This window comes from Massilia sp. UYP32 (genome assembly GCF_050434365.1).
In the GTDB taxonomy this organism is placed as follows: Bacteria; Pseudomonadota; Gammaproteobacteria; order Burkholderiales; family Burkholderiaceae_D; genus Telluria; species Telluria timonae.
The window spans coordinates 56,927-70,600 of sequence record NZ_JBNDIK010000010.1 but is presented as its reverse complement, the minus strand read 5'-3'; the positions used below and the strand labels follow the sequence as shown (position 1 = coordinate 70,600).

The window sequence follows — 13,674 nt, the reverse complement described above, 5'->3', positions numbered from 1 at the left end:
TAAAGGCTCGCGGCCTCATCCTATCGAACGCTGGATTTATTAATGTCGCGATAAGATAACGTTCTCCTAAATGAGGATGTTTATCGTGGACGACGATTCGTACGGAATCCGGCTTACCGATACTTCGGACGGTCGTAACACGGCCAGTATGCTGATCAACAGGATGTATGCCTGGCGCGGCTACGCCGGAGATCACCAGCCCAGTAGCGACCCCAACCGCATCACCCTGACCGCCACCGACAAGGGCGACGTGGTCGGCACGCTCAGCATCGGCATCGATTCCGAGGTCGGCCTGATGGCCGACGAAATCTTCAAGGACGAACTCGACGCCCACCGCCAGCGCGGCGCGAAACTGTGCGAGTTCACCAAGTTCGCCTTCGACCCTTCGGTGCGTTCCAAGACCGCGCTGGCCAATGTGTTCCACCTGGCCGTGATCTACGCGCGCGACATGCATGGCTGTACCGACATCGTGATCGAGGTCAATCCGCGTCACCGCCGCTTCTACGAGCGCATGCTGGGTTTTCGCAAGGAAGGCGAACTCAAGATCAATCCACGGGTCGACGCGCCGGCCTACCTGCTGCGCGTGAACCTGGCCTTCGTCACCGAACAGATCGACCGTTTCGGCGGCACCTGGGCCGCCGAGGGCGAAACAGAAGAACGTTCTTTCTATCCATATTTCTTTTCCCCACGCGAAGAGCGTGGCATTATCAATCGCCTGTTGCGCATGGACGAATCGCATCCGGCATGAGGCCGGGCTCTTGTTCCCCACTTTTTTTGAACCAATGAATAAACCGTTCAACTACGAACAGGCTTTCTCGCGCAATATCGGCTGGGTGACGCAAGCCGAACAGCAGCAATTACGCGGCAAGCGCGTCGCCATTGCCGGCGGCGGCGGGGTCGGCGGCGTGCACCTGCTGACCCTTGCGCGACTGGGTGTGAGCCGCTTCCACATCGCCGATTTCGACAGTTTCGACATCGCCAATTTCAATCGCCAGGTCGGGGCCATGATGTCGACGGTCGGCCAGCCCAAGGCCGAGGTCCTGGCGCGCATGGCGCGCGACATCAATCCCGAGATCGAGATCGAGATCTTTCCGGACGGCGTGCACAAGAACAATCTCGACGCCTTCCTGGCGGGGGTCGACCTGTACGTCGACGCGCTCGATTTCTTCGCCTTCGACGCGCGCCAGCAGACTTTCGCCGCCTGCGCCCGGCTCGGCATCCCGGCCACCACCGGCGCGCCGCTGGGCATGGGAACGGCCCTGCTCAACTTCATGCCGGGCAAGATGACCTTCGAAGAGTATTTCGGCTGGGGCGACCTGCCCGAGCAGGAGAAGGCGATCCGATTCGTGGTCGGCCTGGCCCCCGCCGGCCTGCACCGGCCTTATCTGATGGTGCCGGGATCGGTCAACCTGGCGGAGCGGCGCGGCCCATCGACCATCATGGCTTGCCAGCTGTGCGCCGGCGTCTGCGCCACCGAGGCGCTCAAGATCCTGCTCGGCCGCGGCGACGTGCTGGCGGCGCCCTGGGGCATGCAGTTCGACGCCTATCGCAACAAGCTCAAGCGCACCTGGCGGCCGGGCGGCAACCGCCATCCGATCCAGCGGCTGATGCTGGCGATCGGGCGGCGCCAGTTCGCGCGCATGGCGGCCGCCGGACGCTGAGCGAGCGCCGCCGGCCGGCGGCTTCCCGGACATAAAAAAGCCACTGCCGGATCGCTCCGGCAGTGGCTTTTACCTTTGCACATCGGGCCTGCGAGGCAGGCCCGTGCGTCGTGCTCAGGCGGCTTTCTTGTTGCGGCGGCGGGCGCCGTACAGGCCCAGCATGCCCAGGCCCAGCAGGGCGACCGATGCAGGCTCAGGCACTTCGGCCGCGTTGCCGAAGACCACGTCGAGCGAACCATTGATACGCTGGGTGCCGCCGACCTGGAAGTTGTTCAGCTGGCCCGACTGGAACGACATGTTGTAGAACGGATTCGGCGAGGTAAAGAACTCTGGACCGAAACCAGCCAGGGCGAACGTCGAGTCGGCGCCGAAGCTACCGCAGTTGATGCCGCGAGGACCGCAGGTCGGCAGAGTCGGATCGAGTACGCCGAAGCCCGACAGCGGATCGCCTTCCGCCAGCAGCAGGTCGTCGCCGGTGTTGCCGAGGATGACGCCGTCAGCTCCCGTTGCGCCAAGGCCGAAGGTGGTGTTCAGGCCTGCATCCAGGTACATCGCCAGGCTACCGCTGCCTTCGGTGAAGGTGAACTGATTACGCCCGTTCACGACGCCATAGGTGCCGCTGGCCCGGTACACAGCATACAGGCCGTAGTCGTTGGTCAACCCGGTGCCGTTGACGGCGGTATTGCCTTCGCCGGTAACGAATTGGCCTGCATTCCAGTACAACGACACGTCGAAAGTACCGCTCGTGGAAGTAGGGGTGCTCGGAGTGAAGGTAGCGACTTCGCTGTAGTTGCCGGTGATCTTGTCGGCGGTGAATTTACGGCCGTCGTATTCCACGGTGAACGGGTTGAAGTTATCGGCGTGGGCGGCGGCGCCGAACATCGAGGTGGCAGCGATTGCGCAAGCGATAATGGTCTTCGAAACTGCTTTCATCTTGGATCTCCTGGTTGTAGGGTTCGTACTAACGACCTCTATGTAAGCAACCATCGTGCCAGCAAACTCGACCCTTTTAAAATCAACTACTTAAGCCAGTATTTCGTAGAAGAAATTACAACACTGTAAAAGATCCCGACAGCCACATTTTAGAAATTCTCATGGCGCTGTCGGTCTTGTCCTACAGGGGTTTCCGCAGCACTACATTCCAAGTATTTCCGGAGGTGAATTCGCTGGCGACCTCGTAGCCAGCCGCCAGCACCTTGGCGCGCAGCTCCTCGACGTGGAAGGGGCTGTACAGGATGCCCTTGCGGATGCCCCAGTCATTGATCTTCTGCGCCGCCCAGCGCAGCGGTGCGAAACCGGACGGATACAGCAGCACGTTGGCGGCCAGCGTCCCGCCCGGCTTGAGCACGCGCAAGATGTCGCGCAAGGCGCCGTCGACCGTCGGGAAGCAGTGGATCGAATTGGCGATATTGGCGGTGTCGAAGCGGTTGTCGGCGAACGGCAGCTGGGCCGCGTCGGCATGCTGCACCTCGACCTGCGGATTGCCGGCGAAGCGGCGCTTGGCGCCGGCCAGCATCGACGGGGCGTAGTCGATGCCGGTCACCTTGACCGGCGGCAGCTTGCGGCGGCGGCGCCAGTTCAGGACCATCTCGAGCAGGGTGCCGGTGCCGCAGGCCACCTCCAGGTGGTCGGGTCCGAAATTCGGCCCGAAGAAGCGCATCTGGGTGCCGATCGTGCTGTTATAGGCGAAGGTGAGAATGAAAAAGCCGCGCAGGTCGTACCACCACGGTTCGGATGAATAGGCTTCGGCGATTTCATCCCTGGTCTTACCGGTCGTCATGGAGCGTCCTCGTTGATTGGATAGAAGCGGAAAATATAGGTCGTTAATGAACTGCAGGCAAGCGAGGATCGGGTAGCTCAGCCCAGCTGGCGCAGGCGGTTGATGATGCCGGCCTCTTCGCGCGGCGAGAAGAACCACGGAAACAGCGAGCGCTCGCCCACCGCCCGGTCCTGCATGCCGCCCCATTTCTCCACCTGTTCGGTGCCGAAGGCGGTGTCGACGCGCAGCAGCACCGCCGGGGCCTGCACCCGCGGGTTGGGGCGCGACTCGCACACGGTCTGGAAGCCGAGCATGGCTTCGTAGAAGCGGCGATGACGCGGATTGACTTCGATGAAGATATCCTTGCAGCCGTTCAGGTCGCGGGCATAGATCAGGGCCACGTGGAACAGCGAGGCCAGCACCGCCTTGGACTTGACCGCCGGGTCGACCGCCAGCTTGGTGATCTCGCACACCCGCCCGTCGCTGCGCCGCACATCGATGCAATCCTTGAACACCTGGTCGGCCAGCAAGCCGATCTCGGAATCCAGGCCCAGGCTCAGCGTGCCGAACACCTGGCCGTGGTCGGATGCCGTCAAGGTGATCCGGTTGGGGTCGCTTTGCACCTGGTGGTTGCCGCTGTAGCCGCGCCAGGAATACATCTTACTGATGAGCATGCTGGCGGAATTGCGCTGTGAATCGATATCGGCCGCGCGGATACCGAACACGCGCTCGTTGATGGCGACGTCGATGATGCTGGGTCCGTCGGAAGCGGCGACCTCGTCGTCGCCTGGGCCGGCACAGAAGGAGGCCGGCGCTAATGTCTCGATCATGGTCATTCTCCAGGCAGTCCGGCACGTCGAGTGACGGCGGCATTCCTGATCATCATAGCATTATAAATTACAAATTATCAATTGTATTAACTAGGAGTATTTGATACTTTGACATTTTGAATGTCACCGCATGGTGGACGATAGCAGCTTCAGCAGGCACTGCGGCGCGCGGGGACAATATGTCTTGAAGAAAGTAACCGGCGCACTGGTGGTGACCGGTTGTGCGGCAAGGCGCCGCCATGGCGAATGCCAGGGGGAAGACGACCGGCGCGAGGGCCGGCCGGGCAGGATGAACGGGCTTAGAAGAAGCTCTCGGGAATGACCAGGATGTCGCCTGGACGCATCATGACATTGGCCGAGATGTCGCCATCCTTGATCAGGTCGTCGAGACGCACATTGATTTTTTCCTGCTTGCCTTCGACGGTGCGCACGATGCTGGCCTTGTTACCCGAGGCAAACTCGGTGACGCCGCCCACCGCGATCAGCACGTCCATCAGCGACATCTCGCGACGATACGGCAGCGCCTGCGGGCGCGCCGCCTGGCCGATCACGCGGATCTGTTCGTTGAAATTGCCGACGAAGTTGGTCACGACCACGGTGACCACCGGCTGCTGGATGAACTGGGCCAGGGCCTGCTCAATGTCACGCGCGAGCTGGGTCGAAGTCTTGCCGGCTGCCGGCAGGTCTTCGACCAGCGGAGTCGTGATCTTGCCATCCGGCCGCACCGGGACCGACATCGACACTTCCGGATTGCGCCAGACGATGATGTTGACGGCATCGCCCGGTCCAATCAGATAGTCCGGGTTGACCGGCGCCAGCGCGGCGGTGCTGGGAGGTACCGGAGTGGAACAGCCGCCCAGCAGCAGCATGCAAGCGGCGGCGCCGGTTGCCAACAGATTCTTCATGGTCTTCGTCATCATCGCGTTCATCCCCTTCGCGCCTACCGGCCATCCCTGGTGGAATAGTGTTCGACGTGAATCAAAAATTGTAATTTCGCCATCACGGCCTGCGCTATTGTAGCGCAGACCGGCGTGGCGACAAGCCATGCACAATTGAAATACTTGCGTGTTGCTGCCGTACGCCAGCGCGCGCCGCCCACCGATGCTAGCGGCTCAGCAATTCCCGCACGTGGCGCACCGGAATGGCATAGGTGATGCCGCTGGGGGTCGAGATCGCCGATTCCTTCAAGCCTTTCACGAACACCATATTGATCACGCCCACCACCTCCCCGGTCGCGGGGTCGTACAACGGCGAGCCGCTGTTGCCCGGATAGGCGGTGCCGTCGAGCTGGTAGATGCTGAACGGCGTGCGCTGCAGCCGGGCCACGGCGCGCGCATCGAGGCGGCGCGCGCTGAGCGAAGGCTGCATCACCGGCGTGATCGCAGCCAGCAGCGCGCGGTGGGTGGCCGGGTGGAGGCCCAGCACCATGCCAAGCGGAAAGCCGGTGAAGGCCAGGTCCTGGCCCTCGACCGCCCTGTCCGCGTCATCCAGGCGCAGGGCCGGCAGCGGCGCGCCTTCCAGGCGCAGGTGAGCCAGGTCGTGCTCGCGGTCCAGGGCCACCAGCTGGGCCGGGCGGAAGCGCACCCCGGCGCCGTCCGGCAGCACCACGCCGAGCTGCTCCATGCGCGCCGCATCGAGCTTGTCCGGCACCACGTGGGAATTGGTGATCACGCTCAGGCCGTCGCCGACCACGAAGCCGGTGCCGCTGAACACGATCGCCGGGCTGCGCGTCTGCAGCTGCGTGCCGACGCCCACGATAGACGGCTTGACCGCCGCCACCGTCTGCGGCAGGGTCGCCGCCTGCAGACCGGCTCCCGCCCACCAGAGCAGCGCGCCGGCGGCCAGGCGTTTTGAAAATAGTCTTCGCGTCATCAAACCTTCACAATCTTGAGGTAGTTGTAACAGAGCTGAGGCAATCGTACAGCCCCTTTCCATTTTTAAACATTACAATAAGCTTCTTTGAATTTCAGCAACTATTTGAAGAACCGCGCGGCCCTGAAGGGCCACGAACCGAACCCCGGCAGATAGGTGGATTCGTTTAGCGAAATACAACATGCGAATTCTTCAGATGTTTGCGATAATGCAACAACTGGCATGATGCAATTTGTTTAACATCTTCTTATTGCAGTGCGGAACATGTGTTGCAAACCGATGGCATCGGTGACCACGAATCGCTGCATCCCTTAACCCTCAATTGCAATTGATTAGGGTACAAGCGATCATGCACATTGTTTATTTGTTGAGCCTGCAGCCCAGGCCCTGACCGACGAGATCGACACGATGGCTGAAATCACAACCCAGATTCTTCACCTCCTCAAAGCCATCGGCAAGTACCGCTGGCATGCAGTCGTCATCACCTGGGTGGTGGCGCTGGCCGGCTGGGGGGTGGTGTATTCGCTCCCCAATCAGTACGAGGCGTCGGCGCGCGTCTACGTCGACACTCAGACCATACTCAAGCCCCTGCTGTCGGGCATGACCACCCTGCCGAACCTGAACCAGCAGGTGCAGTTCATGCGCCGCACCTTGATGAGCCGCCCGAACGTCGAGCGCGTGGCGCGCGAGCTCGACCTCGACTCCCGCACGCGTACCCCCAAGGAATTCGACAGGCTGGTCGACGACATGATCGACAAGCTCAAGATGGCCGGCACCGGCCGCGAGAACATCTATACCATCAGCTACACCGGCACCAGCGCGCGCGAGAGCAAGGACGTGGTGCAGGCCTTCCTGACGATCTTCGTCGAGGGCAGCTTCGCCGGCAAGAAGCAGGACTCCGAAAAGGCAGTCCAGTTCATCGACGAACAGATCCGCAGCTATGAAGAACGCCTGGCCGCGGCCGAGAACTCGCTCAAGGAATTCAAGATCAAGAATATGGGCATGCTGCCGCGCGCCGGCGCCGACTACGGCGCGCGCCTGATGTCGGCCACCGAAGCCCTGAACCAGGCGCAGCTCGACCTGGCCGAGGCCGAACAGGCGCGCAATGCGATCCGCAGCAGGATGTCGGGCGACTACAAGGGCGGCGCCGGCGCCCCGGTGCTGCGCGACCCGGCGCTGGACGAACGCATCGCTGCCGTCAACAAGAACCTGGACAGCCTGCGTACCCAGTACACCGAACAGCACCCCGACATCGTCGCCAACCGCCGCCTGCTCGAGCAGCTGATGGAGCGCCGCGCCGATGCGGCCAAGAATCCCGTGCAGAGCTCGGACCCGGGCGCCAGCTTCAGTCCCATGCTGCAGCAGCTGACCGTACAGCTGTCCGACGCCGAGGCGCGCGTCGCTTCGCTGCGGGCACGCGTGAACGAATACAGCGCCCGCGTGGCGCGCCTGCGCGGCCAGAGCGAATTGGTGCCGGAGGTCGAAGCCCAGCTGGCCCAGCTCAACCGCGATTACGAAGTCAACCGCCAGAACTACCAGCGCCTGGTCGAGCGGCGCGAATCGGCCAAGCTGTCGGGCGAGGTGTCCTCGGTCACCGACATGCTGACCTTCCGCGTGATCGATCCGCCGATCGCGCCGGCCGTGCCGACCGGTCCGAACCGCCTGCAGCTGTTCTCGCTGGTGTTCGTCGGCGCCCTCGCCGCCGGCCTGGCCGGCGCCCTGCTGCTGAGCCAACTGCGCCCGACCTTCCTCAGCCAGGCCTCCCTGCGCGAGGCCACCGGCCTGCCGGTCCTGGGTTCGGTGAGCATGAACTGGACCTCCGAACAGACCGTGCTGCGCAAGCGCCGCCTGGTCGCCCTTGCCGCTTCGGTGTTGCTGCTGTTCGGCGCCTATGGCGCCGGCGTCGCCGCCATCCTGGTCCGCCCCGCGATGTAAGGCCGGATGGCCAATAAGGAGTAAATGTGAGCATTATCGAAAAAGCCGCCAGCCGCATCGACCAGCAGCGCCAGAACGCCGCCCCCGTTAATCCCGCCGCCAGCATCGTGCCGGCCGAGCCGCCACTGGTCGAAGCACCGGCCGCCGTGCTGGTCGACGTGCCGGTCGCGCCGGCCCCGACGCCGGACCTGGCCGCGGAAGCCGCGCCCGCCCCGGCGCGCACCCGCCGTGTCGAACTCGACCTGGGCCGCATGCGCGAGCTGGGCATGGTCACCGCCGCCGGCGGCCGCACCAACCTGCTGGAAGAATTCCGCATCATCAAGCGCCCGCTGCTCAAGCGCGCCTTTGCCGAGCGCGGTCCGAAGGACAACCCGGCCAACCTGATCATGATCACCAGCTCGCTGCCCGGCGAAGGCAAGACCTATTGCGCGATCAACCTGGCGATGAGCATCGCCATGGAGCTCGACCACACCGTGCTGCTGGTCGACGCCGACGTGGCGCGTCCGTCGGTCCTGCGCACGCTCGGCCTGCCGGCCCAGCGCGGCCTGATGGACATCCTGGTCGACGACACGCTCCAATTGCCGGACGTGATCCTGCGCACCAACGTCGACACCCTGGCGCTGCTGCCGGCCGGCGCCACCTCCAACGCCGCCACCGAGCTGCTGGCCAGCTCGACGATGGCCGCCATGCTGACCGAACTGGCCAACCGCTATCCGGACCGCGTCATCATCTTCGACTCGCCGCCGCTGATGCTGACCACCGAGGCGCGCGTGCTGGCCAGCCACATGGGCCAGATCGTGGTGGTGGTGGAAGCCCAGACCACGACCCAGCATGCGGTCAAGGAATCGCTGCAGCAGCTCGAAGGCATGAGCAACGTCAATCTCGTCTATAACAAGACCAGGGATATCCCCGGCATCGAAGAAACGTATGACTATCACTACGGCTAAAGAATCCGCCGTCATCCGCTCGCGGCGCATGCCGGGACGCCGGATGCCCGTCCTGACGCCGCTGGCGGTGGCGGTGCTGCTGCTGGCCGCCCTGCCGGCCCACGCCGACTGGCGTGTGACGCCGACCCTGAGGGTGGTCGAGACCTGGACCGATAACGTCAACCTGACGGAAGACGAACTCGCGTACAGCGACCTGATCACACAGATATCGCCCGGCTTCAGGCTCAGCAACCAGACCCGGCGCCTGACCGTGAACGCCAGCGCCCAGCTGCATACGTTCGCCTACCTGCACGACAGCGACAAGCGCAACCGCGACGGTTCCTTCGGTGATGGCGAAAACGGCGGCGTGTCGAGCGTGCGGCGCAGCTACCGCGCCAACCTGCGCGGCGAACTGGCGCAAGACCTGCTGTACGTCGACGCCACCGCGTCGCGCGGCCAGCAGAACATCTCGGCCTTCGGTCCGCGCATCACCAACGACCAGTATTCGAACGCCAACCGTACCGACATCGATACCTGGAGCATCAGCCCTTACCTGCTGAAGAATTTCGGCAGCACCGCCGCGGGCCAGTTGCGCTTCACGCGCGACTCGGTCGGTGGCGGCGACAATATCGGCTTTCGGCGCACCGGCGGCAACACCCTGCTGGCCTCGCTGGTGAACGGTCCCGCCTTCCGCACCGTCGGCTGGGGCGTCACCTACACCAAGCAGGACCTGAACGGCGGGCGCTATGGCGACTCCTCGAGCGAAATGCTGGCCACTAACCTGCGCTACATGGTCAACGGCCGCTTCTCGCTGTTGGCCAACGCCGGCTACGACCGCTACGAGTTCGAAGGACTGGGCGGCGGCGAGCAAGGCGCCAACTGGTCGCTCGGCTTCGCCTGGACGCCGTCCTCGCGCACCAGCCTGCAGGCCACCGCCGGCCGCCACTTCTATGGCAACACCGGCAACCTGATGGCCCTGCACCGCAGCCGCCACACCAGCTGGAACGTGAGCTACAACGACGTCATCACGACGTCGCGCCAGCAGTTCACGCTGCCGTCGACGATCGACACCGCGGGCCTGCTCGACCGCATGTTTTCCACCGCCTACCCGGATCCGGTAGTGCGCGCGCAGGTGGTGCAGGCCTATATCGACCAGACCGGCCTGCCGCCATCGCTGTCCGACAGCATCAACTACCTGAGCAACCGCTTCATGCGTCAGAAGCGGCTGCAGGCATCGATGGTGTACCGCAAGGGCCGCAGCAGCGCGGTGCTGTCGGCCCATGCCAGCGACCGCAGCGCGATCTCGGACCAGCAAAGCGACAGCCCGCTGCTGGGCAGCCAGCAGGGCCGCTACAGCGACAACGTGCGCCAGCGTGGCTTCGAAGCGAACTACACTTACCGGCTGAACTCGCGTTCGAACCTGACCGCCCGCTACGACATCGACGAAAGCGAGTCGCGCGACCGCGGCTACAAGAGCACCCAGCGCGTGTTCCAGCTCGGCGTGTCGCGCCGTTTCGGCGAGACCATCGGATCGGTCGACCTGCGTCGTCGCAGCGGCGACCGTTTCAACGCCGGCACCTACACCGAGAACGCCATTTCGGCCAGCCTGTTCAAGACGTTTTAAGCGCAACAGACCCCAGGGAACCACGATGTACGAATCCTATTACGGCCTGTCGGCCAAGCCCTTCCAGCTCCGCCCGGACCCGCATTTCTTTTTCGGTTCCAAGGGCCACAAGCGCGCCATGGCCTACCTCGACTACGGCCTGTCGCAGGGCGAGGGCTTCATCGTCATCACGGGCGAGGTCGGCGCCGGCAAGACCACGCTGGTGCGCAACCTGCTGGGCCGCATCCCGCTCGACCAGATCATCGCGGCGCACATCGTCAACACCAGCCTCGATCCCGAAGACACGCTGCGCATGGTAGTCTCCGCCTTCGGCCTGCCCTACGAGGGCGCCAGCAAGGCCGAGCTGCTCAATCGCCTGGAACAATTCCTGCGCTCGGTCGACCGCCAGGGCAAGCGCGCCCTGCTCGTGATCGACGAGGCCCAGAACCTGAACGCGCGCACGGTCGAAGAGCTGCGCATGCTGTCCAATTTCCAGACCGACGACCGCTCGCTGCTGCAGACCTTCCTGCTCGGCCAGCCCGAGTTCCGCGCCACCCTGCACAGCCCCACCATGCAGCAGCTGCGCCAGCGCGTGATCGCCAGCTACCACCTGGGACCGATGGACGCGCAAGAGACCCGCGCCTACGTCGAGCACCGCCTGGCCACGGTCGGCTGGAAGGGCGACCCGTCGTTCGACGACGCCGCCCACGCCGCGATCTATGCCTACAGCGGCGGCATTCCGCGCAAGACCAACACGCTGATGGACCGCGTGCTGCTGATGGGCTACCTCGAAGAACTGCATGGATTCGGCGGCGCCCACATCGAGGAAGTCGTGCGCGACATCTCGGACGAGTTCCAGGCCCCCGACGGACTGGGCGAGCCTGAGCCGGCCTCCATGCGCGCGACCTCCGGCCAGCACCAGCTGCAGCACGGGGAACGGCGCAGCGCCAGCGTCGAGCAGCTCGACGAACGCATGATGCGCCTCGAAAAATCGATCGTGTCGGTGCTGTCGATCTTGAAAAAGATCGCCGCCACCCCACCCGGTGCGCAGTCCGGCACCTCTCCGCGCCACGTGGACAACCAGGAATAACAGTTCAGGAACCCGGCAATGAAAATGACCGCTCCCGCAGCCCGGCCGCGTCCAGCGCCCGGCGAGAAGATCCGCAATGCGATGACCTGCGACGTCGAGGACTACTTCCAGGTCTCGGCCTTCGCCCCCTACATCGACCGCGCCAGCTGGCCGATCCGCGAATGCCGGGTCGAGGCCAATATGGAACGCATCCTGGCGCTGTACGAGCGCCACGGCGTGCGCGCGACCTTCTTCACCCTGGGCTGGATCGCCGAGCGCTATCCCGCCATGGTGCGCCGGATCGTCGCCGCCGGCCACGAACTGGCCAGCCACGGCTACGGCCACCTGCGCGCCTCGGACCAGAGCCGGGCCGAATTCGACAACGACATCCGGTCGAGCAAGGCGCTGCTGGAAGACATCGGCGGACAAGCCGTGGTCGGCTACCGCGCGCCGAGCTTCTCGATCGGCCACGCCAACCTGTGGGCGCTGGACGCGCTGCACGAGGCCGGCTACAAGTACAGCTCGAGCATCTATCCGATCGCCCACGACCACTACGGCATGCCGGACGCGCCGCGCTTCGCCTTCTATCCGAACGGCCCGGACGGCCTGCTCGAAGTGCCGATCACCACGGTCAAGATGGCGGGCCGCAACCTGCCGGCCGGCGGCGGCGGCTACTTCCGCCTGCTGCCCTACGCCCTGTCGCGCTGGATGATGGAGAAGGTCAACCGCGAGGACGGCGAACCGGCCCTGTTCTACTTCCACCCGTGGGAAGTCGATCCCGGCCAGCCGCGTCCCGAAGGCCTGGGCGCCAAGGCGCGCTTCCGCCACTACGTCAATATCGACCGCATGGAGCGGCGCCTGGAACAGCTGGCGCGCGACTTCAAGTGGGACCGCATGGACCGCATCTTCCTGGACAAGCCATGAACTCGATCATCGAAGCGGCGCAGGCCAAGCGCGCCATGCCGGCCGCCGCCGCCGGCGCCCAGACCCTGCGCCTGATGCAGCCGCAGGACGCAGCCCGCTGGGACGCTTTCGTGCGCGCCTGCCCCAGCGCCACCTTCTTCCACCTGTCGGGCTGGCAGAAAGTCATCGAGCAGTCGTTCGGCATCAAGACCTGGTTCTACTACGTGGAGCAGGACGGCCAGATCCAGGGCGTGCTGCCGCTGGCCGAGATCAAGAGCCGCCTGTTCGGCCACTCGCTGGGCGCGATGCCGTTCTGCGTGTACGGCGGCGTGGCCGCGGTCGACGACGGCGCGCGCCTGCTGCTCGACGGCGCGGCCGACCAGCTCGCGAAGAAGCTGGGCGTGGGCCACCTGGAATACCGCGGCATGCAGCGCGCCCATCCGGGCGACGACTCGTGGCATACCAAGGAACTGTACGTCACCTTCCGCAAGGAGATCACGGGCGACGACGAGACCAATATGAACGCCATCCCGCGCAAGCAGCGCGCGATGGTGCGCAAGGGGATCAAGCTGGGCCTGAAGGGCGTGGTCGAGGACAACGTCGACCGCATGTTCGAGGCCTACGCCACCAGCGTACTGCGCCTGGGCACCCCGGTGTTCCCGAAAAAATACTTCGCCCTGCTACAAAAAACCTTCGGCGACGAGTGCGAGGTGCGCACCATCTATACCGAAGACGACCGCCTGGTGGGCTCGGTGCTGTCGTTCTACTGGCGCGACGAGGTGGTGCCCTACTACGGCGGCGGCACCGACCTGGCGCGCTCGGTGGCCGGCAACGACTTCATGTACTGGAACCTGATGCAGGCCGCTAGCGCCCGCGGCTGCCGCCTGTTCGACTTCGGCCGCAGCAAGCTGGGCACCGGCGCCTACGACTTCAAGAAGAACTGGGGCTTCACGGCCGAGCCGCTGCCGTATGAATACAAACTCTACGCATCGACCCAGCTGCCGGACAACAATCCGCTGAACCCGAAGTACCAGCTGTTCATCAAGATGTGGAAGAAGCTGCCGCTGCCGGTGGCGAACTTCCTGGGTCCCTACATCGTGCGCAACCTGGGGTAAT

13 protein-coding genes are annotated in these 13,674 nt (G+C 64.3%); 8 read left to right on the top strand and 5 right to left on the bottom strand.

The features are described 5' to 3' along the window. The first annotated feature begins 148 nt into the window (after positions 1-148). Complete coding sequence (locus ABIB42_RS09690; protein WP_229409713.1) at positions 149-748, top strand: GNAT family N-acetyltransferase; 600 nt, start codon at positions 149-151, stop codon at positions 746-748. Positions 749-782: 34 nt separating this feature from the next. Continuing rightward, entirely contained in the window at positions 783-1,661 is an 879-nt protein-coding gene (locus ABIB42_RS09685; RefSeq protein WP_005663841.1) for a ThiF family adenylyltransferase, read from the top strand. Between the two features lie 114 nt (positions 1,662-1,775). On the opposite strand, the gene pepA is transcribed toward ABIB42_RS09685, so the two are convergent. From pepA to ABIB42_RS09660, 5 genes are all read right to left on the bottom strand, one after another. After that, positions 1,776-2,594: a flocculation-associated PEP-CTERM protein PepA gene (gene pepA / locus ABIB42_RS09680; protein ID WP_313632259.1), complete on the bottom strand. Its 819-nt coding sequence runs from the start codon at positions 2,592-2,594 to the stop codon at positions 1,776-1,778. Between the two features lie 181 nt (positions 2,595-2,775). Further along, on the bottom strand, positions 2,776-3,441 hold the full coding sequence (locus tag ABIB42_RS09675; RefSeq protein ID WP_005663846.1) for a class I SAM-dependent methyltransferase: 666 nt from the start codon (positions 3,439-3,441) through the stop codon (positions 2,776-2,778). A 77-nt stretch (positions 3,442-3,518) separates the two neighbouring features. Continuing rightward, positions 3,519-4,250 carry a GNAT family N-acetyltransferase gene (locus tag ABIB42_RS09670; protein ID WP_005663848.1) on the bottom strand — a complete coding sequence of 244 codons (732 nt, stop codon included), beginning with the start codon at positions 4,248-4,250 and terminating at the stop codon, positions 3,519-3,521. A gap of 299 nt (positions 4,251-4,549) precedes the next feature. After that, positions 4,550-5,155, bottom strand: a complete 606-nt coding sequence (locus tag ABIB42_RS09665; protein ID WP_229409714.1) for an XrtA/PEP-CTERM system exopolysaccharide export protein — start codon at positions 5,153-5,155, stop codon at positions 4,550-4,552. Between the two features lie 199 nt (positions 5,156-5,354). After that, the gene (locus tag ABIB42_RS09660) at positions 5,355-6,122 is read right to left on the bottom strand and encodes a S1 family peptidase (RefSeq protein WP_005663852.1); all 768 of its coding nucleotides are present in this window, start codon (positions 6,120-6,122) and stop codon (positions 5,355-5,357) included. A 408-nt stretch (positions 6,123-6,530) separates the two neighbouring features. On the opposite strand from ABIB42_RS09660, the gene ABIB42_RS09655 reads away from it, so the two are divergent. From ABIB42_RS09655 to ABIB42_RS09630, 6 genes are read left to right on the top strand one after another with little or no spacing between them, the layout of a single operon-like run. Then, entirely contained in the window at positions 6,531-8,057 is a 1,527-nt protein-coding gene (locus tag ABIB42_RS09655) for an XrtA system polysaccharide chain length determinant (RefSeq protein ID WP_005663854.1), read from the top strand. A gap of 26 nt (positions 8,058-8,083) precedes the next feature. Then, positions 8,084-9,004 carry an XrtA-associated tyrosine autokinase gene (locus ABIB42_RS09650; protein WP_005663855.1) on the top strand — a complete coding sequence of 307 codons (921 nt, stop codon included), beginning with the start codon at positions 8,084-8,086 and terminating at the stop codon, positions 9,002-9,004. After that, the gene (locus ABIB42_RS09645; RefSeq protein ID WP_157225419.1) at positions 8,985-10,607 is read left to right on the top strand and encodes a TIGR03016 family PEP-CTERM system-associated outer membrane protein; all 1,623 of its coding nucleotides are present in this window, start codon (positions 8,985-8,987) and stop codon (positions 10,605-10,607) included. The genes ABIB42_RS09650 and ABIB42_RS09645 overlap by 20 nt, the downstream gene beginning before the upstream one ends. 25 nt (positions 10,608-10,632) lie before the next feature. Next, positions 10,633-11,676 carry an XrtA/PEP-CTERM system-associated ATPase gene (locus tag ABIB42_RS09640; protein ID WP_005663859.1) on the top strand — a complete coding sequence of 348 codons (1,044 nt, stop codon included), beginning with the start codon at positions 10,633-10,635 and terminating at the stop codon, positions 11,674-11,676. Positions 11,677-11,694: 18 nt separating this feature from the next. Further along, positions 11,695-12,579 (top strand): XrtA system polysaccharide deacetylase, encoded by an 885-nt coding sequence (locus tag ABIB42_RS09635; RefSeq protein ID WP_005663860.1) that lies wholly within the window; start codon positions 11,695-11,697, stop codon positions 12,577-12,579. Further along, on the top strand, positions 12,576-13,673 hold the full coding sequence (locus ABIB42_RS09630; protein ID WP_005663862.1) for a FemAB family XrtA/PEP-CTERM system-associated protein: 1,098 nt from the start codon (positions 12,576-12,578) through the stop codon (positions 13,671-13,673). Before ABIB42_RS09635 ends, ABIB42_RS09630 begins: the two co-directional genes overlap by 4 nt. The last annotated feature ends 1 nt before the right edge of the window (position 13,674 follow it).

Excerpts from the sequence above, each read along its gene's own strand:
- ABIB42_RS09690 (WP_229409713.1), top strand. The coding sequence starts at position 149 with ATGCTGATCAACAGGATGTATGCCTGGCGCGGCTACGCCGGAGATCAC.
- ABIB42_RS09685 (WP_005663841.1), top strand. The coding sequence starts at position 783 with ATGAATAAACCGTTCAACTACGAACAGGCTTTCTCGCGCAATATCGGC.
- pepA (WP_313632259.1), bottom strand. The coding sequence starts at position 2,594 with ATGAAAGCAGTTTCGAAGACCATTATCGCTTGCGCAATCGCTGCCACC.
- ABIB42_RS09675 (WP_005663846.1), bottom strand. The coding sequence starts at position 3,441 with ATGACGACCGGTAAGACCAGGGATGAAATCGCCGAAGCCTATTCATCC.
- ABIB42_RS09670 (WP_005663848.1), bottom strand. The coding sequence starts at position 4,250 with ATGATCGAGACATTAGCGCCGGCCTCCTTCTGTGCCGGCCCAGGCGAC.
- ABIB42_RS09665 (WP_229409714.1), bottom strand. The coding sequence starts at position 5,155 with ATGAAGAATCTGTTGGCAACCGGCGCCGCCGCTTGCATGCTGCTGCTG.
- ABIB42_RS09660 (WP_005663852.1), bottom strand. The coding sequence starts at position 6,122 with ATGACGCGAAGACTATTTTCAAAACGCCTGGCCGCCGGCGCGCTGCTC.
- ABIB42_RS09655 (WP_005663854.1), top strand. The coding sequence starts at position 6,531 with ATGGCTGAAATCACAACCCAGATTCTTCACCTCCTCAAAGCCATCGGC.
- ABIB42_RS09645 (WP_157225419.1), top strand. The coding sequence starts at position 8,985 with ATGACTATCACTACGGCTAAAGAATCCGCCGTCATCCGCTCGCGGCGC.
- ABIB42_RS09640 (WP_005663859.1), top strand. The coding sequence starts at position 10,633 with ATGTACGAATCCTATTACGGCCTGTCGGCCAAGCCCTTCCAGCTCCGC.
- ABIB42_RS09635 (WP_005663860.1), top strand. The coding sequence starts at position 11,695 with ATGAAAATGACCGCTCCCGCAGCCCGGCCGCGTCCAGCGCCCGGCGAG.
- ABIB42_RS09630 (WP_005663862.1), top strand. The coding sequence starts at position 12,576 with ATGAACTCGATCATCGAAGCGGCGCAGGCCAAGCGCGCCATGCCGGCC.